Source organism: Actinoplanes sp. HUAS TT8 (genome assembly GCF_051380535.1).
Taxonomy (GTDB): Bacteria; Actinomycetota; Actinomycetes; order Mycobacteriales; family Micromonosporaceae; genus Actinoplanes.
Genome location: NZ_CP195646.1, coordinates 7,213,348 through 7,235,341, shown reverse-complemented (window position 1 = coordinate 7,235,341; position 21,994 = coordinate 7,213,348). Strand labels below are relative to the sequence as shown.

21 protein-coding genes are annotated in these 21,994 nt (G+C 69.9%); 14 read left to right on the top strand and 7 right to left on the bottom strand.

What is annotated here, in order from left to right; translation table 11 throughout:
* Positions 1–34: 34 nt before the first annotated feature.
* The 8 genes from rapZ (at position 35) to ACSHV8_RS31930 (ending at position 7,127) form a co-directional block, all read left to right on the top strand.
* Complete coding sequence (gene rapZ, locus ACSHV8_RS31965) at positions 35–937, top strand: RNase adapter RapZ (protein ID WP_436536992.1); 903 nt, start codon at positions 35–37, stop codon at positions 935–937.
* Positions 934–1,968 carry a gluconeogenesis factor YvcK family protein gene (locus ACSHV8_RS31960; protein ID WP_436521785.1) on the top strand — a complete coding sequence of 345 codons (1,035 nt, stop codon included), beginning with the start codon at positions 934–936 and terminating at the stop codon, positions 1,966–1,968. The genes rapZ and ACSHV8_RS31960 overlap by 4 nt, the downstream gene beginning before the upstream one ends.
* A gap of 58 nt (positions 1,969–2,026) precedes the next feature.
* Positions 2,027–3,007: a DNA-binding protein WhiA gene (gene whiA, locus ACSHV8_RS31955; RefSeq protein ID WP_203680794.1), complete on the top strand. Its 981-nt coding sequence runs from the start codon at positions 2,027–2,029 to the stop codon at positions 3,005–3,007.
* Positions 3,008–3,316: 309 nt separating this feature from the next.
* Complete coding sequence (gap, locus tag ACSHV8_RS31950) at positions 3,317–4,318, top strand: type I glyceraldehyde-3-phosphate dehydrogenase (protein ID WP_436521782.1); 1,002 nt, start codon at positions 3,317–3,319, stop codon at positions 4,316–4,318.
* On the top strand, positions 4,315–5,517 hold the full coding sequence (locus ACSHV8_RS31945) for a phosphoglycerate kinase (RefSeq protein WP_436536990.1): 1,203 nt from the start codon (positions 4,315–4,317) through the stop codon (positions 5,515–5,517). Before gap ends, ACSHV8_RS31945 begins: the two co-directional genes overlap by 4 nt.
* Positions 5,517–6,308: a triose-phosphate isomerase gene (gene tpiA, locus ACSHV8_RS31940; protein ID WP_436521780.1), complete on the top strand. Its 792-nt coding sequence runs from the start codon at positions 5,517–5,519 to the stop codon at positions 6,306–6,308. The genes ACSHV8_RS31945 and tpiA overlap by 1 nt, the downstream gene beginning before the upstream one ends.
* Positions 6,309–6,402: 94 nt before the next feature.
* A complete protein-coding gene (gene secG / locus ACSHV8_RS31935) occupies positions 6,403–6,657 on the top strand; it encodes a preprotein translocase subunit SecG (protein ID WP_436521778.1) in 255 nt (84 codons plus the stop codon).
* 125 nt (positions 6,658–6,782) lie between these two features.
* On the top strand, positions 6,783–7,127 hold the full coding sequence (locus ACSHV8_RS31930) for an RNA polymerase-binding protein RbpA (protein ID WP_436521776.1): 345 nt from the start codon (positions 6,783–6,785) through the stop codon (positions 7,125–7,127).
* Between the two features lie 153 nt (positions 7,128–7,280).
* On the opposite strand, the gene ACSHV8_RS31925 is transcribed toward ACSHV8_RS31930, so the two are convergent.
* The gene (locus ACSHV8_RS31925; protein WP_436521774.1) at positions 7,281–7,886 is read right to left on the bottom strand and encodes a GNAT family N-acetyltransferase; all 606 of its coding nucleotides are present in this window, start codon (positions 7,884–7,886) and stop codon (positions 7,281–7,283) included.
* Positions 7,887–7,919: 33 nt separating this feature from the next.
* Between ACSHV8_RS31925 and ACSHV8_RS31920 the strand changes: the two genes are divergently transcribed.
* Positions 7,920–8,327: a VOC family protein gene (locus tag ACSHV8_RS31920; RefSeq protein WP_436521772.1), complete on the top strand. Its 408-nt coding sequence runs from the start codon at positions 7,920–7,922 to the stop codon at positions 8,325–8,327.
* Here ACSHV8_RS31920 and pgl read toward each other — a convergent pair.
* From pgl to tkt, 5 genes are all read right to left on the bottom strand, one after another.
* Positions 8,324–9,040, bottom strand: a complete 717-nt coding sequence (gene pgl / locus ACSHV8_RS31915; protein ID WP_436521770.1) for a 6-phosphogluconolactonase — start codon at positions 9,038–9,040, stop codon at positions 8,324–8,326. The genes ACSHV8_RS31920 and pgl overlap by 4 nt on opposite strands.
* A 68-nt stretch (positions 9,041–9,108) precedes the next feature.
* Entirely contained in the window at positions 9,109–10,107 is a 999-nt protein-coding gene (locus tag ACSHV8_RS31910; protein ID WP_436521768.1) for a glucose-6-phosphate dehydrogenase assembly protein OpcA, read from the bottom strand.
* Positions 10,104–11,621 carry a glucose-6-phosphate dehydrogenase gene (gene zwf, locus ACSHV8_RS31905; RefSeq protein ID WP_436521766.1) on the bottom strand — a complete coding sequence of 506 codons (1,518 nt, stop codon included), beginning with the start codon at positions 11,619–11,621 and terminating at the stop codon, positions 10,104–10,106. The genes ACSHV8_RS31910 and zwf overlap by 4 nt, the downstream gene beginning before the upstream one ends.
* 77 nt (positions 11,622–11,698) lie before the next feature.
* A complete protein-coding gene (tal, locus tag ACSHV8_RS31900; RefSeq protein ID WP_436521764.1) occupies positions 11,699–12,835 on the bottom strand; it encodes a transaldolase in 1,137 nt (378 codons plus the stop codon).
* 15 nt (positions 12,836–12,850) lie between these two features.
* The gene (tkt, locus tag ACSHV8_RS31895) at positions 12,851–14,965 is read right to left on the bottom strand and encodes a transketolase (RefSeq protein WP_436521762.1); all 2,115 of its coding nucleotides are present in this window, start codon (positions 14,963–14,965) and stop codon (positions 12,851–12,853) included.
* Between the two features lie 270 nt (positions 14,966–15,235).
* Here tkt and ACSHV8_RS31890 point away from each other — a divergent pair, with 270 nt between their 5' ends.
* The 3 genes from ACSHV8_RS31890 to ACSHV8_RS31880 all read left to right on the top strand — a co-directional run bounded on the left by ACSHV8_RS31890 (position 15,236) and on the right by ACSHV8_RS31880 (position 17,701).
* Positions 15,236–16,192, top strand: coding sequence for a heme o synthase (locus ACSHV8_RS31890; RefSeq protein ID WP_436536988.1), 957 nt, complete (start codon positions 15,236–15,238; stop codon positions 16,190–16,192).
* A gap of 335 nt (positions 16,193–16,527) precedes the next feature.
* A complete protein-coding gene (locus ACSHV8_RS31885; protein ID WP_436521760.1) occupies positions 16,528–16,821 on the top strand; it encodes a hypothetical protein in 294 nt (97 codons plus the stop codon).
* Between the two features lies 1 nt (position 16,822).
* A complete protein-coding gene (locus tag ACSHV8_RS31880; protein WP_436521758.1) occupies positions 16,823–17,701 on the top strand; it encodes an ATP-grasp domain-containing protein in 879 nt (292 codons plus the stop codon).
* A 1,095-nt stretch (positions 17,702–18,796) separates the two neighbouring features.
* Here the strand turns inward: ACSHV8_RS31880 and ACSHV8_RS31875 are convergent.
* Entirely contained in the window at positions 18,797–19,738 is a 942-nt protein-coding gene (locus ACSHV8_RS31875) for a COX15/CtaA family protein (protein WP_436521756.1), read from the bottom strand.
* Positions 19,739–19,853: 115 nt separating this feature from the next.
* On the opposite strand from ACSHV8_RS31875, the gene ACSHV8_RS31870 reads away from it, so the two are divergent.
* Positions 19,854–20,576, top strand: a complete 723-nt coding sequence (locus tag ACSHV8_RS31870) for a helix-turn-helix transcriptional regulator (RefSeq protein ID WP_436521754.1) — start codon at positions 19,854–19,856, stop codon at positions 20,574–20,576.
* Positions 20,573–21,994 (top strand): Fe-S cluster assembly protein SufB, encoded by a 1,422-nt coding sequence (gene sufB, locus ACSHV8_RS31865; protein ID WP_436521752.1) that lies wholly within the window; start codon positions 20,573–20,575, stop codon positions 21,992–21,994. The genes ACSHV8_RS31870 and sufB overlap by 4 nt, the downstream gene beginning before the upstream one ends.

Below are 21,994 nucleotides of genomic sequence, written 5' to 3'. Positions count from 1 at the left end.
CGAAGCGACGCGGGAGGCGTGCGTGACGGAAGCGATGCCCGAGTTCGGACCCGGCGACGTGGTCGACCCGGACGAGGCCGGCACCGACCTGGTCGTGGTCACCGGGTTGTCCGGCGGTGGCCGCAGCACGGTGGCCCGGGCCCTGGAGAACGTCGGTTTCTACGTTGTCGACAATCTGCCGCAGGCGCTGATGCTGGAGATGGCCGAGCTGGCCTTCGCGGCCGGCGGCGCGGCCCGGCGTACCGCGATGGTGCTGGACGTGCGCAGCCGCGCGTTCTCCACCGACCTGGCCGGTGCGGTGCGCGCCCTCAAGGAGCGCGGCTTCTCGCCGCGCGTGGTCTTCGTCGACGCCGACGACGAGGTGCTGATCCGGCGTTTCGAGTCGGTGCGCCGCTCGCACCCGTTGCAGGGTGACGGCCGGCTGGCCGACGGGATCGCGGCCGAGCGCAAGCTGCTCGAGGAGGCCCGCGAGCACGCCGACGTGATCATCGACACCAGTCATCTCAACGTCAACCAGCTGCGCCGCCGGGTCGAGGAGCTGTTCGGCGGGGAGGACGCGCGCAAGCTGCGGATCACCGTGCTGTCCTTCGGCTTCAAGTACGGACTGCCGCCGGACGCCGACTACGTGCTCGACGCGCGGTTCCTGCCCAACCCGTTCTGGGTGCCCGAGCTGCGCGAGCACACCGGCCTGGAGGAGGGCGTGAGCAGCTACGTCCTGGGCCAGGAGGGCGCCACCGACTTCGTGGCGACCTACGCCGGGCTGATCGCGGCGACCGCACCCGGCTTCGAGCGCGAGGGCAAGCGCTATCTGACCGTGGCGATCGGGTGCACCGGTGGCAAACACCGGAGCGTGGCGATAACCGAGGAGTTGACTTCGCGGCTGAGTGCCATGCGCCTCTCGGCGCACGCCTCGCACCGCGACCTGGGGCGCGAGTGACGGCCCCGGCCCGGCCGATCCGGGTCGTGGCGTTCGGCGGCGGGCACGGGCTCGGGGCCTCGCTGCGGGCGCTGCGCCACACCGCGCGCGAGCTGGAGCTGGACATCACGGCGATCGTCACGGTGGGCGACGACGGCGGCTCCAGCGGCCGTCTGCGGGTCGAGCGGGACGCCCTGCTGCCCCCGGGTGACCTGCGGCAGGCCCTCGCGGCGCTGGCCGACGCGCACCCGACCGCGCAGCTCACCGCCCGGATGATGCAGCACCGGTTCGTGGCCATGCACGAGCCCGGCGTCAGCCCGCTGCCGCCGGTGGTCCGCGGGCCCCGGCTGGAGCGCCGGGCCGACCGCAGCAAGGACACCCTGGCCGGGCACACCGTCGGCAACCTGCTGCTGCTCGGGCTGATGGAGATGCTGGGCGACCCGGTGCTGGCGCTCGACCACGCGGCCGCGATGGTCGGCGCGCACGGCCGGGTGCTGCCGATGGCCCTGCACGCGGTCGGCATCGAGGCCGACGTGACCGGCCCCGAGGGGGAGAGCACCACGATCCGTGGCCAGCACTCGGTGGCGGTCTGCGACGGCCGGGTGGAGTCGCTGCGGCTGGAACCGGCCGACCCGCCGGCCTGCCCGCAGGCGGTCGAGGCGGTCCACGCGGCCGACTGGCTGATCTTCGGGCCGGGCAGCTGGTACACCAGCGTGCTGCCGCACCTGCTGGTGCCCGGTCTGGCCCGGGCGATCGTGGCCAGTCCGGCCCGGCGGCTGATCACGCTGAACCTGGGGGCCGACAAGGAGACCCAGGGGCTGTCGGCGGCCGAGCACCTCGGGACCCTGCACCGTTATCTGCCCGAGTTGCGGGTGGACGCGGTGCTGGCCGACCTGAAATGGACAGGCGAACCCGAACCGGTACGGGCCGCCGCGCTACAGATGGGGGCCGATCTCGTATTGGCACCCGTGGCCGTTGCGGACGGAAGCCCACGGCATGATCCTGAGGCACTGGGTGTTGCACTGGTGCCAGTATTGGGCGCCGCTCGTTAAGTACTGGCGTAGGTGCGGCACACATTGTCCATGATCCGGCGCATGAGGTGACAACACGATGGCGATGACGGCAGCGGTCAAAGACGAGCTGAGCCGGGTCGACGTGCCCAAGCCCTGCTGTCGGCGGGCGGAGATGGCGTCCCTGCTCCGGTTCGCCGGCGGGCTGCACATCGTCTCCGGCCGGGTGGTCGTCGAGGCCGAGCTGGACACCGGCGCGGTGGCGCGCCGGCTGCGCCGGGAGATCGCCGATGTCTACGGCTACCCCAGCGAGGTGCACGTCCTGGCCTCCGGCGGCCTGCGCAAGGGCAGCCACTACATCGTCCGGATCGTCAAGGACGGCGAGGCCCTGGCCCGGCAGACCGGCCTGCTCGACGTGCGCGGCCGGCCCGTTCGCGGGCTCCCGCCGCACGTCGTGTCGGCCAACGTCTGCTGTGCGGTGGCCGCGTGGCGGGGCGCGTTCATGGCCCACGGCTCGCTCACCGAGCCCGGGCGCTCCAGCGCGCTGGAGATCACCTGCCCGGGGCCGGAGGCGGCGCTGGCACTGCGCGGCGCGGCCCGGCGGATCGGCATCACGGCCAAGGAACGCGAGGTCCGCGGGGTCGACCGGGTGGTGATCAAGGACGGCGACGCGATCGCCGCCCTGCTCACCCGGATCGGGGCGCACTCCAGCGTGCTGGCCTGGGAGGAGCGCCGGGTGCGCCGCGAGGTGCGGGCCACGGCGAACCGGCTGGCCAACTTCGACGACGCGAACCTGCGGCGTTCGGCCCGCGCGGCGGTGGCCGCCGCGGCCCGGGTCACCCGGGCCCTGGAGATCCTGGCCGACGACGCGCCGAACCACCTGACCTCGGCCGGGCGGCTGCGGCTGGAGCACCGGCAGGCCTCGCTCGAAGAGCTGGGTGCGCTGGCCGATCCGCCGCTCACCAAGGACGCGATCGCGGGGCGGATCCGGCGGCTTCTGGCGCTCGCCGACAAGCGCGCTCGGGACCTCGGAATCCCGGATACGGAGGCCGCCGTCACTCCGGAGATGATGGCCTGTTAGGTGATATCGGTCACGATCTCCGGCCGTACCATCAAAGGTTTTGGATCGGTGATTTCCGGGTCTTTCGGCCCGGATTTCCTGTGCTGGTTTAGATAACGTTCAGGTCGCGCCCCGCTGCGTCCGGGGGCGGGGGGCTCGGCTAGGGTCACTGATGACGGCGACGGTGCCGGCAGTTCGGCCGAACCCCCGTTTGTGAACGCCGCCTTCGGGCGCGGCGGCCGGACGCCCCAGTGCTGGCCCCTCCAGGTGGCCCGCACGAGATCCTCCGCCGGTCGCAGAATCCGGCGGACCGAAACGAGGAGACCACCTGTGACCATCCGGGTTGGCATCAACGGCTTCGGCCGTATCGGTCGTAACTTCTTCCGGGCGGCGCTCGCCTCCGGGGCCGACATCCAGATCGTCGGCGTGAACGACCTGACCGACAACGCCACTCTTGCCCACCTGCTGAAGTACGACAGCATCCTGGGCCGCCTGCCGCACGAGGTGAAGGCCACCGCCGACGAGATCACCGTCGGTGGCAACACCTTCAAGGCGTTCGCCGAGCGCGACCCGAACAACCTGCCCTGGGGCGACCTGGGTGCCGACGTCGTCATCGAGTCGACCGGCTTCTTCACCGACGCCAGCAAGGCCAAGGCGCACGTCGACAAGGGCGCCAAGAAGGTCATCATCTCGGCTCCGGCCAAGAACGAGGACATCACGATCGTGATGGGTGTCAACGACGGTCTGTACGACGCCGCCAAGCACACCATCATCTCGAACGCGTCCTGCACCACGAACTGCCTCGCCCCGATGGCGAAGGTCCTGAACGACACGATCGGGATCGAAAAGGGTCTGATGACCACGATCCACGCGTACACCCAGGACCAGAACCTGCAGGACGGCCCGCACAGCGACCTGCGCCGCGCCCGCGCCGCCGCGCTGAACATCGTGCCCACCTCGACCGGCGCCGCCAAGGCCGTCAGCCTGGTGCTCCCGGAGCTGAAGGGCAAGCTGGACGGCTTCGCGCTGCGCGTGCCGATCCCGACCGGCTCGGCCACCGACCTGACCTTCACCGCCGCCCGTGACACCACGGTCGACGAGGTCAACGCCGCGATCAAGGCCGCCTCCGAGGGCGCGCTCAAGGGCATCCTGGTCTACACCGAGGACCCGATCGTGTCGTCGGACATCGTCACCGACCCGGCCTCCTGCATCTTCGACGCCGGCCTGACCAAGGTCATCGGCGGCAACCAGGTCAAGGTCGTCGGCTGGTACGACAACGAGTGGGGTTACTCGAACCGTCTCGTCAACCTGGTTCAGCTCGTCGGAGCCTGATCTTGAAGACTCTCGACGACCTGCTCGGCGAGGGTGTCTCGGGTCGGCGCGTCTTCGTGCGCGCCGACCTGAACGTCCCTTTCGACAAGGCAAACCCGGGTGTCATCAGCGACGACGGCCGCGCCCGCGCGGTCCTGCCGACGCTGATCGCCCTGCGTGACGCGGGCGCCAAGGTCATCGTGGCGTCCCACCTGGGCCGTCCGAAGGGCGCGCCGGACCCGAAGTTCACGCTCGCGCCGGTCGCCACGCGACTGGGGGAGCTGCTGGGCTCCGAGGTCGTCTTCGCCGACGACACCGTCGGCGCTGACGCGCAGGCCAAGGTCGCGGCGCTGACCGACGGCCAGGTCCTGCTCCTGGAGAACCTGCGGTTCAACGAGGGTGAGACCTCGAAGGACGACGCGGTTCGTGGCGCTTTCGCCGACGAATTGGCGAAATTTGCCGACTTCTACGTCGATGACGCGTTCGGTGCGGTGCACCGGAAGCACGCCTCGGTGTACGACGTCCCGGCCCGTCTCCCGCACTACGCCGGTGGCCTCGTTCTCAAGGAGGTCGAGGTTCTCAAGAAGGTGTCGGAGAGCCCGGAGCAGCCCTACGTCGTCGTTCTCGGCGGCTCCAAGGTCTCCGACAAGCTCGCCGTCATCCAGGCGCTGCTGCCGAAGGTGGACAAGCTTCTCGTCGGTGGCGGGATGTGCTTCACGTTCCTCAAGGCGCAGGGGCACGAGGTGGGCAAGTCCCTCCTCGAGACCGAGATGATCTCCGTCTGCGCCGACCTGCTGGAGCAGGCGCAGGGCCGGATCGTCCTGCCCGTCGACGTCGTGGCGGCCACGGAGTTCTCCGCGGACGCGCAGCACGACGTGGTCGCGGCCTCGGACATCCCGGCCGACCGGCTCGGTCTCGACATCGGTCCGAAGTCCACGGAGCTGTTCGCGTCGGCGATCGCCGGTGCGAAGACCGTGTTCTGGAACGGCCCGATGGGCGTCTTCGAGCTCGCCCCGTTCGCCGCGGGTACCCGTGGCGTCGCCGAGGCGATCACCAAGATCGACGGCTTCTCGGTCGTCGGCGGCGGCGACTCGGCCGCGGCGGTCCGCACGCTCGGCCTGGACGAAACCGCGTTCGGCCACATCTCCACCGGCGGGGGCGCGTCCCTGGAGTACCTCGAAGGCAAGACGCTGCCGGGCGTCGCCGCCCTGGAGAAGTGATGGGTGACGTGACCCGCAAGCCGATCATCGCCGGTAACTGGAAGATGAACCTCAACCACTACGAGGCGAATCTGCTGGTCCAGAAGCTGGCCGCGAGCCTGAACGCCGCTCAGCTGGAGGCGGTGGAGACGGTGGTCCTGCCGCCGTTCACCGACCTGCGCACCGTGCAGACCGCGATCGAGGGCGACAAGCTCGCGATCAAGTACGGGGCCCAGGACGTCTCGCAGCACGTCTCCGGCGCGTACACCGGCGAGATCGCCGGCTCGATGCTGGCGAAGCTCGGCTGCACGTACGTGGCGATCGGGCACTCCGAGCGCCGCGAGTACCACAACGAGACCGACGAGCTGATCAACGCGAAGATCAAGGCGGCCTTCGCGGCCGGCCTGACCCCGATCTTCTGCGTGGGCGAGGGCCTGCCCGTCCGCGAGGAGTCGGGCCACGTGGCGCACTGCACCGCGCAGGTCGACGCCGGCCTCGACGGCCTCAAGGAAGACCAGATCAAGCAGATCGTGATCGCGTACGAGCCGGTCTGGGCGATCGGGACCGGCAAGACCGCGACGCCGGACGACGCCCAGGAGGTGTGCGGAGCGATCCGTGCCCGGCTGGTCGAGAAGTACGGCAGCGAGGTCGCCGAGGCCGTCCGCATTCAGTACGGTGGATCGGTCAAGGCGAACAACATCGCGCAGATCATGGCGCAGCCGGATGTCGACGGCGCCCTGGTCGGCGGAGCGAGCCTGGACGCCGAGGGCTTCGCGGCCATCGTGCGCTTCCCGGAGCACGTCGCTCGCTGAACGATGACGACGCGCGTGCCCGGCCGTGGTAAACGGCCGGGCACCCGCTATTGTGGGACCGCTGCTGTGCCCTTCGAGAGGAATGAACCCGACCATGCCGATCGCGTTCGCGTACACGTTGATCGTGTTGCTGATCATCACCAGCATCATCCTGACCCTGCTGATCCTGCTGCACCGGGGCAAGGGCGGCGGCATGTCCAGCATGTTCGGCGGCGGTGTGACGTCCAGCCTGGCCGGCTCGTCGGTCGCGGAGAAGAACCTGGACCGTTACACGGTGCTGGTGGGCGTGATCTGGTTCGCCAGCATCATCGGGCTCGGCCTGTGGCTGAAACTCGCCGTGGCTTCCTGACCCGCGGGTAGAGTCGTAGAATCTGCCGCGCGGCCGGTTTAACCGGCCGTGCGGCTTTTGTTTTCCGTGTCCGTTTTGATCTTGGGCTCCCCAGCTTCTTCTCCCATGTGACAGGAGTGACGTCCGTGTCCAGTGGCAGCGCTATCCGTGGCAGCCGCGTCGGATCCAGCCCGATGCGCCCCGACGAGCGCACCGAACCCGCCCCCCGCCGGCAGGTGAACTATTTCTGCGCCGCCGGCCACGACAGCCGGATCTGGTTCGCCGCCGAGGCCCCGGCCCCGGATACCTGGGATTGCCCCCGCTGCGGGCAGCCGGCCGGGCTCGACCAGCAGGCCCCGCCCGGACGCCTGCGGGCCGAGCCGTACAAGTCGCACCTGGCCTACGTGAAGGAACGGCGCTCGGAGGAGGACGGGGCGGCCATCCTGGAGGAGGCGCTGGCCAAGCTGCGCCAGCGCCGCGGCCGGGCCTGACCTCTGGTCCAGGTGCGCCTTTCGCTCACGCTCAAGGCAATTGCTTTTCCGGTACGGCGGTGAGCCGTCCCGCCCGCAGGAGGACCGCTTCCCGCCGTACCGAAGCAGGCGTTTGATCTTGATCGTGAATGTCGGCCGGAAGCCGGCGGTGGATCAGAGCGGGCCGGTGTCCCGGACGAGGTAGAGGGCGCCGGGCTCGTCCGTGAGCGGAAGGTCCCGGAAGCCCAGCCGGTGGTAGAAGGCGTAGGCGCCGCGATTCGACGGCGCCATGCCCAGGTGCACCCGGGACACGCCGGCCGCCCGCAGCCCGCCCAGGAACGCCGCCATCAGCCGGCGCCCCTGACCCTTGCCCTGCCACTCGGGCAGCAGGTCGATGTGCAGGTGGGCCGGGTGATCGGCCAGATCCGGGTGCAGCATGCGCTCCGGGCGCCGGTGCAGATCCAGCATCTCCTCGTCGCGCGGGTCGCCGTCGACCAGCCGGTCCGCGGTGGCCGGCAGCCACTCGGCGCGATAACGCTCGACGAACTTCGCGGTGTCGGCGGTGCCGATGACGTAACCGACCGCGCGTCCCGTCCCGTCGTCCAGCACGTGCGCGTGCTCGGGCTCCAGGATCACGTAGGGCGCGGCCCAGATGTCACCGAGCAGGCGGTCCGAGCTGTACTTGCCCCGGGCGTCCTGACCCGCGTCGCCGGTGCGGACGCAGATGTCGTAGATGGTGTCGAGGTCGCTCGATCGGTAGGGACGTATCGCAACTGGCACCCACCGAAGTCTACGGATGGCAGCATGGTGCCAATGAACTGGACTCTTGAGGTGGTCGTGGTCCCGGTCACCGACATCGACCGGGCCAAGCGGTTCTACTCCGAGCAGCTCGGCTTCCACGTCGACCACGACACCGCGTTCGGCGACCAGGTCCGGATCGTGCAGCTGACCCCGCCGGGCAGCGGCTGCTCGATCGTGATCGGCCGGGGCGCGGTGCCCGACATGCCACCCGGCTCGCTCAAGGGCCTGCAGCTCGTCGTGCGCGACATCAAGGCGGCCCACGACGAGCTGGTGTCCCGCGGGGTCGACGTCAGCGAGGTGACCACGCTGGGGGAGAACCCGACGCCGACCCCGGACCCGCTGGACAACGTCGGGTTCGTGTTCTTCAGCGACCCGGACGGCAACAGCTGGGCCGTCCAGCAGATCTCGTCGCGGACCTAGCGCTTCGAGGCCGCCGCCTCATCAAGAAGAAACAGCGTTCTGCGTACGCCTGTGGCCTGCGCCGCCGGAAGGTCCCCGCCCCGGAGCACCGTGCCGATCGGCTCGGCCTTGTCCGGACCGGCCGCCACCAGCCACACCTCGTCGGCGTGGCGGATGGTCGCCAGGGTCAGCGTGATCCGGGTCGGCGGCGGCTTCGGGCTGTCGTACGTGGCCACCGCCACCCCGGTCTTCTCCAGCACCGGATGCCCCGGGAAGAGCGACGCCACGTGCCCGTCCTCGCCGACGCCGAGCATCAGCACGTCGAAGCGGATCCCGGCCGCGGTCAGCTCGGCCGAGTAGCGCGCGGCGGCCGCGTCCGCGTCGTCGCCGTCCGGCCCGTCGGTGGCCGGCATCGCGTGCACCCGGGCCGGGTCCAGCGGCAGCGCGTCCAGGACGGCCTCGCGGGCCTGGGTCTCGTTGCGGTCCGGGTCGCCGGACGGCAGGAACCGCTCGTCGCCCCACCACAGGTCCACCCGGGACCAGTCGATCGCGGCGGCGGCCGGCAGCTCACGCAGCTGGCGCAGCACCTTGGCGGCCACCCGGCCGCCGGTCAGCACCACACTGGCCGTGCCGTGCACCGCCTGCGCGTCGATGATCCGGATGACGAGCCGGGCCGCCACCGTGGACGCCAGGATGTCGGCGTCCGGAACCACCACGACAACGGTCTCACTCAAGTTGGTCTCCTTTGGCCGAAAGGGCCGTCCGCCGGTGGCGGACGGCCCTTCTGTATCGAAACGTGTGATCAGCCGGCCATCGCGTCGGTCGGGCTGGCCGCCCGGGCCGCCAGCGCCGGGTCCTTCCAGACGTGCACGCGCATCGGCGGGCGGTGGTCCAGACCGGACACCCCGGCCATGGCGCCCAGCGCCTCCGAGTAGATCTGGTCGGCGTCGAGCCGGCGCAGCTCCTCGGCGAGCTCGTCCCCGACCGGCCGCTTGGGCAGCGGCATGTACCGGTCCTCCTGGCCGCTCCGGCTGAACAGGGCGGTGCCCTCTTCCCGGGTGACCCGGACGGTGTCGCCGTTCTCGCACTGGAGCTCGACCGAGTGCATCCGCGGGGAGCGGTCGGTGTGCTCCAGCACCGGCTCGATGCCGAGGCGGGACTTGAGCCAGCCCAGCATCAGCCAGGCGGTCGGGTCCTTCTCCGGCGCCACGATCTTCGCGCCGGTCACCCGCGCCTCGGTGGTGTCGAAGGCACCGGCCACCAGGGTCCGCCACAGTGTGATCCGGGTCCAGGTGAGGTCGGTGTCGCCGGGCGCGTAGTCGACCGCCCGCTGCCGCAGCGCGGCCACCGGGTCGGGGGACTGTGCGCTGTCGGTGATCCGGCGGTCCGAGATGACGCCCAGGAAGTCGTTGGCGATCATGTTCGGCGGCTCCTCGTGCCACCAGGTGACCACCGGGACGTCCGGGGCGAGCAGCGGGATGACGACCGACTCGGCGTGCAGGGCCAGACGTCCGTACATCCGCATGACGACCGCCTCGGCCGGGCCCAGCCGGCCGCCGACGACGATCTCCGCGTCCAGGCGGCTGCGGCCGTCCAGATCGGAGCGGACCACGATCAGCACCCGGCACGGGTGGGCCGCGGCGGCGATCGTCGCGGCCGCCTCGGCCTCCCGGACCTTCTTCTCCTCGACCACCGCGATCAGGGTGAGCGCCAGCCCGGAGGCGACGCCCCCGGCACTGCGACGTTCCGCGGTGAGGGCCTTGACGACCTCGTTACCGGTGGTGTCCCACAGCCCGATCATGCTCGCCTCCAGGCGCGGCCTTCGCTCTCCAGCATTTCGTCGGACGCCCGCGGGCCCCACTCGCCGGAGCGGTAGGGGTCCGGGGTGGTGCCGGCCCAGGCCGCCTCCAGCGGGTCGATGACCCGCCAGGACTGCTCGACCTCGGCCGCGTCCGGGAACAGCGTCCGGTCGCCGATCAGGACGTCCAGCACGAGACGTTCGTACGCCTCCGGGCTGGACTCGGTGAAGGCCTCGCCGTACTGGAAGTCCATCGCGATGTCGCGGACCTCCATGGCCGTACCGGGAACCTTGGATCCGAATTTGAGAACGACACCCTCGTCCGGCTGAACCCGGATGACCAGCTGGTTGTGACCCAGCATCTCCACGTCGGCCGGATCGAACGGCAGGTGCGGGGCCTTCTTGAACAGGATCGCGATCTCGGTGACCCGGCGCGGCATGCGCTTGCCGACCCGGACGTAGAACGGAACGCCCGCCCAGCGCCGGTTCTGGATGCCGAGACGGACCGCGACGTACGTCTCGGTCTTCGAATCGGCCGGGATGTTCTTCTCCTCGAGATAGCCCGGGGCGCGCTCACCGGCGACCCAGCCCGGAAGGTACTGCCCGCGGACCGAGCCCTTGGTGATGTCGGCCGGCAGGCTGATCGCCTTGAGCACCTTGAGCTTCTCGGCCCGCACCTCCTGCGGGTCGAAGCTCGTGGGCTCCTCCATGCCGACCAGTGCGAGCAGCTGGAGCAGGTGGTTCTGCAGCACGTCGCGGGCGGCGCCGGACGCGTCGTAGAACGCCGCCCGGGTGCCGATGCCGACGTCCTCGGCCATGGTGATCTGCACCGAGTCGACGTACTTGGAGTTCCACACCGGCTCGAACAGGCTGTTGGCGAAGCGCAGGGCCAGAATGTTCTGGACCGTCTCCTTGCCCAGGTAGTGGTCGATCCGGTAGACGTCGGCCGGGTTGAACACGTCGTCGACGAGCTGGTTCAGCGCGACGGCGGTGGCCAGGTCGTTGCCGAACGGCTTCTCGACCACCACCCGGCGCCAGCCGCCGAGCTTCGCGTTGTCGGCGAGGCCGGTGCGGTTGAGCTGGTTGAGCACCAGCGGGAACGCGGCCGGCGGGATGGAGAAGTAGAAAGCGGTGTTGCCCGTGATCCCGTTGCGCTCGCGGAGCGTGTCCAGAGTCTCGGAGAGTTTGTCGAAGTCCTCGTCGTTGTCGAACGAACCCGGAACGAACTGGAACTGGCTCGACAGTCGCTGCCAGACGTCCTCACGCCACGGCGTGCGGGCGCCCTTCTTGGCGGCGTTGTAGGCCAGCGTCTCGAAATCGCCGTCGCCCCAGTCAGCGCGCGCGAAGCCCACCACGACGAAACCGGGGGGCAGCAGACCGCGGTTGGCCAGGTCGTACACGGCCGGGATGAGCTTCTTACGGGACAGGTCACCGGTGACCCCGAAGATCACCAGAGCGCAGGGCTCCGGAATCCGCGGTAGACGTCGGTCCTGTGCGGTGCGCAGCGGATTACCCACGTTGCCATCCTGCCAGTTTTTCGCGAACGGAGCGGCCTGTCGCGAAGTGTTCCACGACAGGCCGCACGACGTTGTTACTAAGCCGCGTCGCTCGGGTTCGCGGCGCCGGCCTCGGCCGCCTTCAGCGACTTGGTGACGCCCTCCAGCAGGTCTTTCCAGGCCGACTCGAACTTCTCGACGCCCTCGTCCTCGAGGACCTTCACGACGTCGTCGAAGTCGACGCCGACCGAGGCGAGGTCGGCGAAGACCTTCTTGGCGTCGCCGTAGTTGCCGGTGACGGTGTCACCCTTGGTCTCGCCGTGGTCGGCGTAGGCCACGATGACCGACTCCGGCATAGTGTTCACCGTGCCGGGCGCGATCAGTTCCTCGACGTAGATCGTGTCGCGGAAGTCGGGGCTCTTGGTGGACGTGGAGGCCCACAGCGGCCGCTGCGGGTGCGCACCGGCCGAGGCCAGCGCCTTCCAGCGGTCGGTGCCGAAGACCTCCTGGTACGCCTCGTAGGCCAGCCGCGCGTTGGCGATCGCGGCCTTGCCCTTGAGCCCCTTGGCCTCGTCGCTGCCGATCTTGTCGAGGCGCTTGTCCACCTCGGAGTCGACCCGGGAGACGAAGAACGACGCGACCGAGCCGATCTTGGACAGGTCGTGCCCGTTCGCCTTGGCCTGCTCCAGACCGGTCAGGAACGCGTCCATGACCGCCCGGTAGCGCTCCAGCGAGAAGATCAGCGTGACGTTGACGCTGATGCCGGCCGCGAGGGTCTTCGTGATCGCGGGCAGGCCGGCCAGGGTCGCCGGGATCTTGATGTACAGGTTCGGCCGGTCCACGAGCCACCACAGCGTCTTCGCCTCGGCGACGGTCGACTCGGTCTCGTGCGCCTTGCGCGGGTCCACCTCGATGGAGACCCGGCCGTCGACGCCGTCGGAGGCGTCGTAGGCCGGCCGCAGCACGTCGGATGCCGCGCGCACGTCGGCCGCGGTCATCAGGCGGACCGCCTCCTCGACGGTCACGCGCTGAGCGGCCAGGTCACGCAGCTGCTCGTCGTAGGCGTCCGCGTCGGACAGCGCCTTCTGGAAGATGCTCGGGTTCGTGGTGACCCCGACCATGTGCTGCTCGCGGCGCATCTTGTCGAGGGAGCCGCTGGTCAGGCGGACCCGGGAGAGGTCGTCGAGCCACACCGCCACGCCCTGGGCGGACAGCTCAGCCAGTCTGTCGGTCATTACCTTCAACTCCTGTCAGTTGCCGGTCTTGTGACCGGTGATCTCGCCGACCTTGGCCAGCGAGGCGTTGGCCTTCGCCACGACGTTGTCCGCGGTGAAACCGAACTGCTCGAAAAGGATCTTGGCGGGCGCGCTCGCGCCGTAGTGCTCGATGCTGACCGCCTCGCCGGCGTCGCCGAGGATGCGGTCCCAGCTCATCCGGATGCCGGCCTCGACCGTGACGCGGGCCTTCACCCCGTTGGGGATGACCTCCTGCTGGTACGCCACGTCCTGCTGGAAGAACCACTCCTGGCAGGGCATCGAGACGACCCGGGTCGGGGTGCCCTCGGCCTCCAGACGCTCCTGCGCGGTCAGCGCGATCTGCACCTCGGAGCCGCTGGCGATCAGGATCACCGACGGGGTGCCGGTGGACGCCTCGGACAGCACGTAGCCGCCCTTGAGGGTGCCCTCGGCCGACGCGTACTTCGTCCGGTCGACGGTCGGCAGGTTCTGCCGGGACAGCGCCAGCGCGGTCGGCCGGTCGGTGTGCTCCAGCGCGCCGCGCCAGGCCCACGCGGTCTCGTTGGCGTCGGCCGGGCGGACCACGTCGAGGCCGACGATCGCGCGCAGCGCGGTCAGCGTCTCGATCGGCTGGTGGGTCGGGCCGTCCTCGCCGAGACCGATCGAGTCGTGCGTCCACACGAACGTGACCGGCAGCTTCATCAGCGCGGAGAGCCGCACCGAACCGCGCATGTAGTCGCTGAAGACCAGGAAGGTGCCACCGTAGGGCCGGGTGCCGCCGTGCACGGCGATGCCGTTCAGGATCGAGCCCATGCCGTGCTCACGGATGCCGAAGTGCAGCGTGCGGCCGTACTCGTTACCCGGGAAGGCCTTGGTCGCGTACTCCGACGGGATGAAGGACGGCTCGCCCTCCATGGTCGTGTTGTTGCTCTCGGCCAGGTCGGCCGAGCCGCCCCAGAGCTCGGGCAGGACCGGCGCGAGCGCCTTCAGGATCTTGCCGGAGGCGGCGCGGGTGGCCAGGCCCTTCTCGTCGGCCGGGAACTCGGGCAGCGCCTTGTGCCAGCCCTCGGGCAGGGTCCGGGTGGCCAGCCGGTCGAAGAGCGCCTTGCCCTCGGCGTTGCCGGCGGCCCAGGCGTCGAACGCCTTCTGCCACTCGGCGTGCTCGGCCTTGCCGCGCTCGACGGCCTGCTGGGCGTGCTTGACGACCTCGTCGTCGATCGCGAACGGCTCGTCGGCGAAGCCGAGCAGGGCCTTGGTCGCGGTGATCTCGTCCTTGCCCAGCGCCGAGCCGTGAATCTTGCCGGTGTTCTGCTTCTTCGGGGCCGGCCAGCCGATGATCGTCTTGAGGACGATGAACGACGGCTTGTCGGTCACGGCCTTGGCGGCCTGGATCGCGTCCCAGAGAGCCTCGACGTCCTCGACGTACGGCTCCGAGCCGCTCCAGTTGACCGTCTGGACGTGCCAGCCGTACGCGGCGTAGCGCGCGCCGACGTCCTCGGACTTGGCGATCCGGGTGTCGTCCTCGATGGAGATCTGGTTGTCGTCGTAGATCACCGTGAGGTTGCCGAGCTTCTGCACCGCGGCGATGGCGCTTGACTCGTGGCTCACGCCCTCCTCGATGTCGCCGTCCGAGGCGATCGAGTAGACGTGGTGGTCGAACGGCGACTGACCGGCGGCGGCGTCCCGGTCGAACAGGCCGCGCTCCCGGCGGGCCGACATGGCCATGCCGATCGCGTTGCCGATGCCCTGACCCAGCGGGCCGGTCGTGATCTCGACGCCCGGGGTGTGTCCGTACTCCGGGTGGCCCGGGGTCAGCGAGTCCCACTGGCGCAGCGACTTCAGGTCGTCGAGCGACGTGCTGTACCCACTGAGGAAGAGCTGAATGTAGAGGGTGAGGCTGGAGTGACCACAGGACAGCACGAAGCGGTCGCGCCCGGCCCAGTGCGGGTCGGTCGGGTCATGCCGCATCACGCGGTTGAACAGCAGGTAGGCGGCCGGCGCCAGGCTCATGGCCGTGCCGGGGTGGCCGTTGCCGGCCTTCTCGACGGCATCCATGGCCAGGACCCGCACCGTGTCGACCGCTTTACGGTCGAGGTCGGACCAGTTGAGAGCAGGATCGTTGGCACCCACGTCTGATGTGCTCCTCGGGCAGCGGATTGTGGAACCCTTTTCGGCTTGACCCTATCCAGTAGGGCTAAACGTCTGCGCAGCGAACGCCGTAGGCACATACGCTGTGAGCGGACACACGGTTGAAGTGTGTGATGGTCTCCACCCGTGCCGGGTGCCCCGAGCAGCGGAGACGGTGGCGCGTAGGCTGTCCGGGCGGCTGGGCCGGGTCGATCATCGACCGGCAGGGGGCCGCGAGTTGGTCCAAATGCCGGAAGGTGGCTGTCCGTGAGCATGATCACCGAGCGTTCCGTCCAGCGACGGTCGCCCGGCGTGGCGGAGCCTGCGCCACGCGTCGAGACACGACGTGACCGGATGGCGGTGTTCCGCGCGTACGTGGCGCTGACCAAACCGGCCATCGTCGAACTCCTGCTCGTCACCACGGTGCCGACCATGATGCTGGCCGCCGGCGGGTGGCCTGACCTGGTCACCTTCTTCGCGGTGCTGGTCGGCGGCGCGCTGGCGGGCGGCGCCGCGAGCGCGCTGAACTGCTACATCGACCGCGACATCGACGTCCTGATGAAGCGCACCAAGCGGCGCCCGCTGCCGACCCACCAGATCAGCCCGCGCGCGGTGCTGATCTTCGGGCTGACGCTGGCCGTGGTGTCGGTGGTGCTGATGGCGCTGCTGACCAACTGGCTGGCGACCGCGCTGACCGCGTTCTCGATCTTCTACTACGACGTGATCTACACGCTCTGGCTGAAGCGCCGCACCCCGGCCAACACGTTCTGGGGCGGTGTCTGCGGGGCCGCGCCGGTGGTCATCGGCTGGGCCGCGGTCACCGGATCGATCGCCCCGATGGGCTGGGCGCTGTTCGCAGTTGTCTTCTTCTGGCAGATGCCGCATTTCTACGCGCTCGCCATCAAGTACAAGGACGACTACGCCCGGGCCGGCATCCCGATGCTCCCGGTGGTCCGGTCGGTCGCCCGGGTGAACTTCGAGATCCTGCTCTACACCGTCCTCACGGTGGCGTCCTCGTTCGCGGCGTGGCCGCTCGGGCTGAAGTTCGGGCTCGGGTGGATCTACGGGGCGGCCGCGGTCGTGACCGGGGCGCTGTTCCTCGGTGAGTCGATCCGGCTGGTCTACCAGACCCGCAACGGCGGCATGGTGAAGCCGATGCGGCTGTTCCAGTTGTCGATCACGTACCTGACGCTGCTCTTCATGGCGATCGCGGTGGACGCGCTCGTCTAGGTCGCGCTTCGATCGATTCTTCGGTGATCGCCGGGCCTCGGCCCGGCGATCACTTTTTGTTCTCCGCATCGCATGATCGTCTTCAGTCGCAAGATCACTTGGTGTGCCGTGATCGCTTTGGGTGATCCGGCAACGGACAAGTCGCACAGGATGCCCGGATTGTGATGCCTGTCAACTACTGTTCGTCACTCGTTAGGCGGATTCTGGTGAGCGGACAAATCGGTCTTAATTGGTGCGAAACAATGTCTCCAACAGGTAAACCTGCAGGTAACGGGAGTCACAAAAGGCAACGGGAGTACCCCGCGAAGCGTCTCTGATTGCTTAGGCTGCGAAGCATGGCAGAAGGTTCCGTAACGACGCTGACTTCCGAGATCAAGACTTTCGCCGCCGGTCACGGCGGTGCGAAGGCGGTCATCGAGTACGTCGGCAAGCGCGGCGCCCGCATCGTCCTCGTTGGTGAGGACGGCGAGTGGTCCGACCAGTTCGCCCAGGACACCGGCGTCGCCCGGCAGGCCTGCGAGCACGCGGGCGTGCAGGTGGAGAACGAGTGGGAGCGCGAGCTGCTGGAGCAGATGCGCCCCAGCAACGACCTGTGGCGCTCCATGGCCCGCCGGAGCATGGCCCGCTGACATGCCCGTCGACGCCCGGGTCGCCCTCGTCACCTGCGCCGCCTTCCCCGACCTGTGGGAAGACGACCATCCCGTACGGGACGCGTTGCGCGCCCGCGGCGTGGCAGTCGACGTGGTGCGCTGGGACGACCCGGACGCCGACTGGTCCACCTACGACCTCACGGTCATCCGCTCCCCGTGGGACTACGTACCCCGCCGCGACGAATTCGTCGCCTGGGCCCGCGGCGTCCCCCGCCTGGCCAACCCGGCCGACATCATCGCCTGGAACACCGACAAGCGTTACCTGAGCGAACTCGCCGCCGGCGGCGTCCCGGTCATCCCGACCACGTTCGTCGCCCCCGGCGAGACCTGGCCCGCCCCGGCCGAGGGGGAGTGGGTGGTCAAACCCACCGTCTCGGCCGGCAGCCAGGACACCGCCCGCTACGTCCTCCCGGCCCAGCTCCCCCAGGCCGAGGCCCACATCGCCCGCCTCACCGGCGGCGGTCGCACCGCGATGATCCAGCCGTACCTCCCGGCGGTCGACACGGCCGGCGAGACCGCCGTCCTCTGCCTCCCGGACACCACCGGCGAACTGACGTTCAGCCACGCCATCCGCAAAGGCCCGATGCTCCGCCGCACCGGCGAACACAAGATCGACCCCGGCAGCGAGGACATCACCCCCCGCGAACCGTCCCCCGCCGAACTGTCCGTGGCCGCCAAAGCCCTGGCCGCGGTCCCCGGCGGCGCGAAACGCCTCCTCTACGCCCGGGTCGACATGATCCCCGGGCCGGACGGCACCCCGCTGATGGTCGAGTTCGAACTCGCCGAGCCGTCACTGTTCCTGAGCTACGCCCCCGGCTCCGGCGACCGCCTCGCCGACGCCGTCCTCACGCGACTCTGAACCCCGCTTCCCGCCGCCGGGCCGCTGCCACTCAAGCTTTCCCCTTTCCCGTACGGCCACGGCCCCACCCGTCCACCCCGGACCGCCCGCCGCCGGCCCGCCCAAGCCCGCTGCCTGTCCACCCGGGACCGCTCGCCGTCGACCCACCCAGGCCCGCTGCCCGTCCACCCAGGACCGCCCGCCGCCGGCCCGCGCAGGCCCGCTGCCCGTCCACCCAGGACCGCCCGCCGCCGGCCCGCGCAGGCCCGCTGCCCCGTCCACCCAGGACCGCCCGCCGCCCGTCTGCCCAGGACGGCTTGCCGCCCACAGCCAGCGCCCGAGCCCGCCCAACACCCCTCGCCCTGCCGCCGCAGATGGTCGCTCGTTGCCGGCCACTTCCCGAGCCCGGACACACCCCTGCTCGCCGGCCGACAGAAGCGAGCCAGGCCCGAGAGGCGCATCCGAGCGAACTGCAGACGCAGATCACCGAACCCCCGCCAATGCGCGACCCCACCCCAACGCCCCGCCGCAGCCCTCAGCTGGCGCTCACGGTCGTCTCGACCGGTATAATGCAGCCGTGGGCGCCAGCTGAGCCGCGTCAGCTGGTGCTGGCGGTCGCCTCCGGCGGTGCGATGCAGCCGTGGGCGCCAGCTGAGCCGCGTCAGCTGGTGCTGGCGGTCGCCTCCGGCGGTGCGATGCAGCCGTGGGCGCCAGCTGAGCCGCGTCAGCTGGTGCTGACGGTCGCCTCCGGCGGTGCGATGCAGCCGTGGGCGCCAGCTGAGCCGCGTCAGCTGGCGCTGACGGTCGCCTCCGGCGATGTGATGCAGCCCTCGGCGCCAGCTGAGAGCCAGGAGCGCCGCGGGTGCTCGGGCAGCGGAGGAGGTTCCGGCGTGCCGGCTGGTGCTGACGGTTGTCTCGGGTGGTGTGGTGCAGCACTGGGCGCCAGCTGAGGGGGCGCGGCTGGTGCTGACGGTTGTCTTGGGCGGTGTGAGGCAGCACTGAGCACCAGCCGAGGAGCCGCGGCTGGGGCTGAGGGGCGTGTCGGGTGGTGTGAGGCAGCGCTGGCGTGTTGTGCAGGCCGGGGTGGCTTGGGGTGCCGGCTGGCCGGGCGGTGGGTCAGGCGGCGGGGACGGGTTCCTGGGCCGGGGTGGTGGTGGCCGGGGACTCGGCGGTGACGGAGGGGCGTTCGCGGAGGGACCACAGGACGGCGAGGGTGGCCGTCCAGACCAGCCCGGCCCCGAGCATGTGGGCGGCCACCAGAATCACCGGCAGGTGCGTGAAGTACTGCACGAAGCCGATCAGCCCCTGCCCCAGTTCGACCGCCACCAGGGTCAGCGCCGCCGACGACGGGGCGCCCAGGGCGCGCAGGGCGAGCCACAGGGCGACGGACAGGCCGATCAGCAGGAAGACCAGGTCGGCGTGGACCTGGGAGATGGCGGCCGGGTCGAGGCCGTTGCGTTTGGCGCCGCGGTCGCCCGAGTGGGGGCCGCTGCCGGTGACGACGACGCCCGCGGCGACGACGGCGAGGCTGGCCAGGGTGGTGAGGATGCCCAGGGTGCGGATCGGGGCCGGGACCAGCGGGACGAGGGTGGCGTCACCCTCGTCGATGCGGCGCCAGAACGCGTACGCCACCGTGATCAGCGCGATCGACAGCAGGAAGTGCAGTCCGACGACCCACGGGTTGAGGTGGGTGAGGACGGTGATGCCGCCGATCACGCCCTGCATCGGGATGCCCAGGCCGACGGCGACCGACAGGCGGACCAGCGAGCGGCGGCGGGGCTGGCCGAGTGCGCCGAGGAAGCCGGCGATGGCCAGGGCGACCAGGACGAACGTGAGCATCCGGTTGCCGAATTCGATGACGCCGTGGACGCCCATCGCGGCGGTCGTCGTGTACGACCCGTCGGTGCATTTCGGCCATGTGGGGCAGCCGAGCCCGGAGTCGGTGAGGCGGACGGCCGCGCCGGTGACGATCAGCGCGACGTTGGCGACCAGTGACGCGAGGGCCAGCGGGCGCAACCAGGCGGCGAACGGGCGGAACAGCGGCTCGAAGGACTTCACCCGTGGCATCGTACGCGCGAATTTGATCTTGAAAGACGCCTCCCCGGAGGCCCGGTGTGATGGATCACCGGGGGCCGGTTTGCAGGTGTGGGAGGAAATACGTAACGTTGGCGTAGTGAAATACCCGGTGCAGCTAGGCGAAGGTGCCGCGGCGACTGCCGCCGCGTCGGACGGCCGCACCCGGGACCGGGTGGGTCAGCTGCTGCAGCGTGGTCCGGCCACCGCCGCCGAGCTCGGCGCGCAGCTCGGGTTGAGCCCGGCCGCGATCCGCAAGCACCTGGACGCCATGCTCGCCGACCAGCTGGTCGAGACCCGTGAGGTGCGTCGCACCGGTCCGCGTGGCCGTGGCCGCCCGGCCAAGGCCTTCGTGCTCACCGCCGCCGCCCGCGAGGATCTCAACCCGCATCACTATGACAATATCGCTGCCGCCGCGCTGCGCTGGATCGCCCAGCACCACGGGCCGGAGGCGGTCTCCGCGTTCGCCGGGGCGCAGATCCAGGCGCTGGAGGATCGCTGCCGCACCGCCCTTCTGGAGGCCGGGACCGATCCGTTCGCGCGGGCGGAGGCGCTCGCCGACGCACTGACCGCGGAGGGCTACGCTGCCAGCGCGACCACGATCGCGTCCGGCGGACAGTTGTGCCAGCACCACTGCCCGGTGGCCCACGTGGCTGCCGAGTTCCCTCAGCTGTGCGACGCCGAGACCGAAGTCATCTCCCGGCTCATCGGCACCCACGTGCAGCGCCTCGCCACCATCGCGCACGGCGACGGAGTGTGCACCACGCACATTCCTTCGCGCCCTGCGCACACCGCCGCAAACACGGTTAGGACAGATACATGACTGACCAGATCGTCACTCAGGAAGAGCACCTGGCCGCACTCGGGAAGTACGAGTACGGCTGGGCCGACGCTGACACCGCGGGTGCCACCGCGCAGCGCGGCCTCTCCGAGGCGGTGGTGCGCAACATCTCCGCGCTGAAGAGCGAACCGCAGTGGATGCTGGACCTGCGTCTCAAGGGCCTGCGCCTGTTCGACCGCAAGCCGATGCCGTCGTGGGGCGCCGACCTCACCGGCATCGACTTCCAGAACATCAAGTACTTCGTGCGTTCCACCGAGAAGCAGGCCGCCACCTGGGACGACCTGCCCGCCGACATCAAGGCGACGTACGACAAGCTCGGCATCCCGGAGGCCGAGAAGCAGCGCCTCGTCTCCGGCGTCGCCGCGCAGTACGAGTCCGAGGTCGTCTACCACGCGATCCGTGAGGACCTGGAGGCCCAGGGCGTCCTGTTCCTGGACACCGACACGGCCCTGCGTGAGCACGAGGAGCTCTTCAAGGAGTACTTCGGCACGGTGATCCCGGTCGGCGACAACAAGTTCGCCGCGCTGAACACCGCGACCTGGTCCGGCGGCTCGTTCATCTACGTGCCGAAGGGTGTGCACGTCGACATCCCGCTGCAGGCCTACTTCCGGATCAACACGGAGAACATGGGCCAGTTCGAGCGCACGCTGATCATCGCCGACGAGGGCAGCTACATCCACTACGTCGAGGGCTGCACGGCGCCGATCTACTCGTCCGACTCGCTGCACTCCGCGGTCGTCGAGATCGTCGTGAAGAAGAACGCCCGGGTGCGGTACACGACCATCCAGAACTGGTCGAACAACGTCTACAACCTGGTCACCAAGCGCGCCACCTGCGAAGAGGGCGCGACCATGGAGTGGGTCGACGGCAACATCGGCTCCAAGGTGACCATGAAGTACCCGGCCGTCTACATGACCGGCCCGCACGCCAAGGGCGAGGTGCTGTCGATCGCGATGGCCGGCGCGGGGCAGCACCAGGACTCGGGCGCCAAGATGGTGCACGCCGCCCCGCACACCTCCTCGACGATCATCTCCAAGTCGATCGCGCGTGGTGGTGGGCGTACTTCGTACCGCGGTCTCGTCCAGGTCCTGGAGGGCTCCGCGCACTCCAAGAGCACGGTCAAGTGCGACGCGCTGCTGGTCGACACGATCTCCCGCTCGGACACGTACCCGTACGTGGACATCCGTGAGGACGACGTGAACATGGGCCACGAGGCGACCGTCTCCAAGGTCAGCGAGGACCAGCTCTTCTACCTGATGAGCCGCGGTCTGACCGAGGACGAGGCGATGGCCATGATCGTGCGTGGCTTCATCGAGCCGATCGCCAAGGAGCTCCCGATGGAGTACGCGCTGGAGCTGAACCGCCTCATCGAACTGCAGATGGAAGGCGCGGTCGGCTGA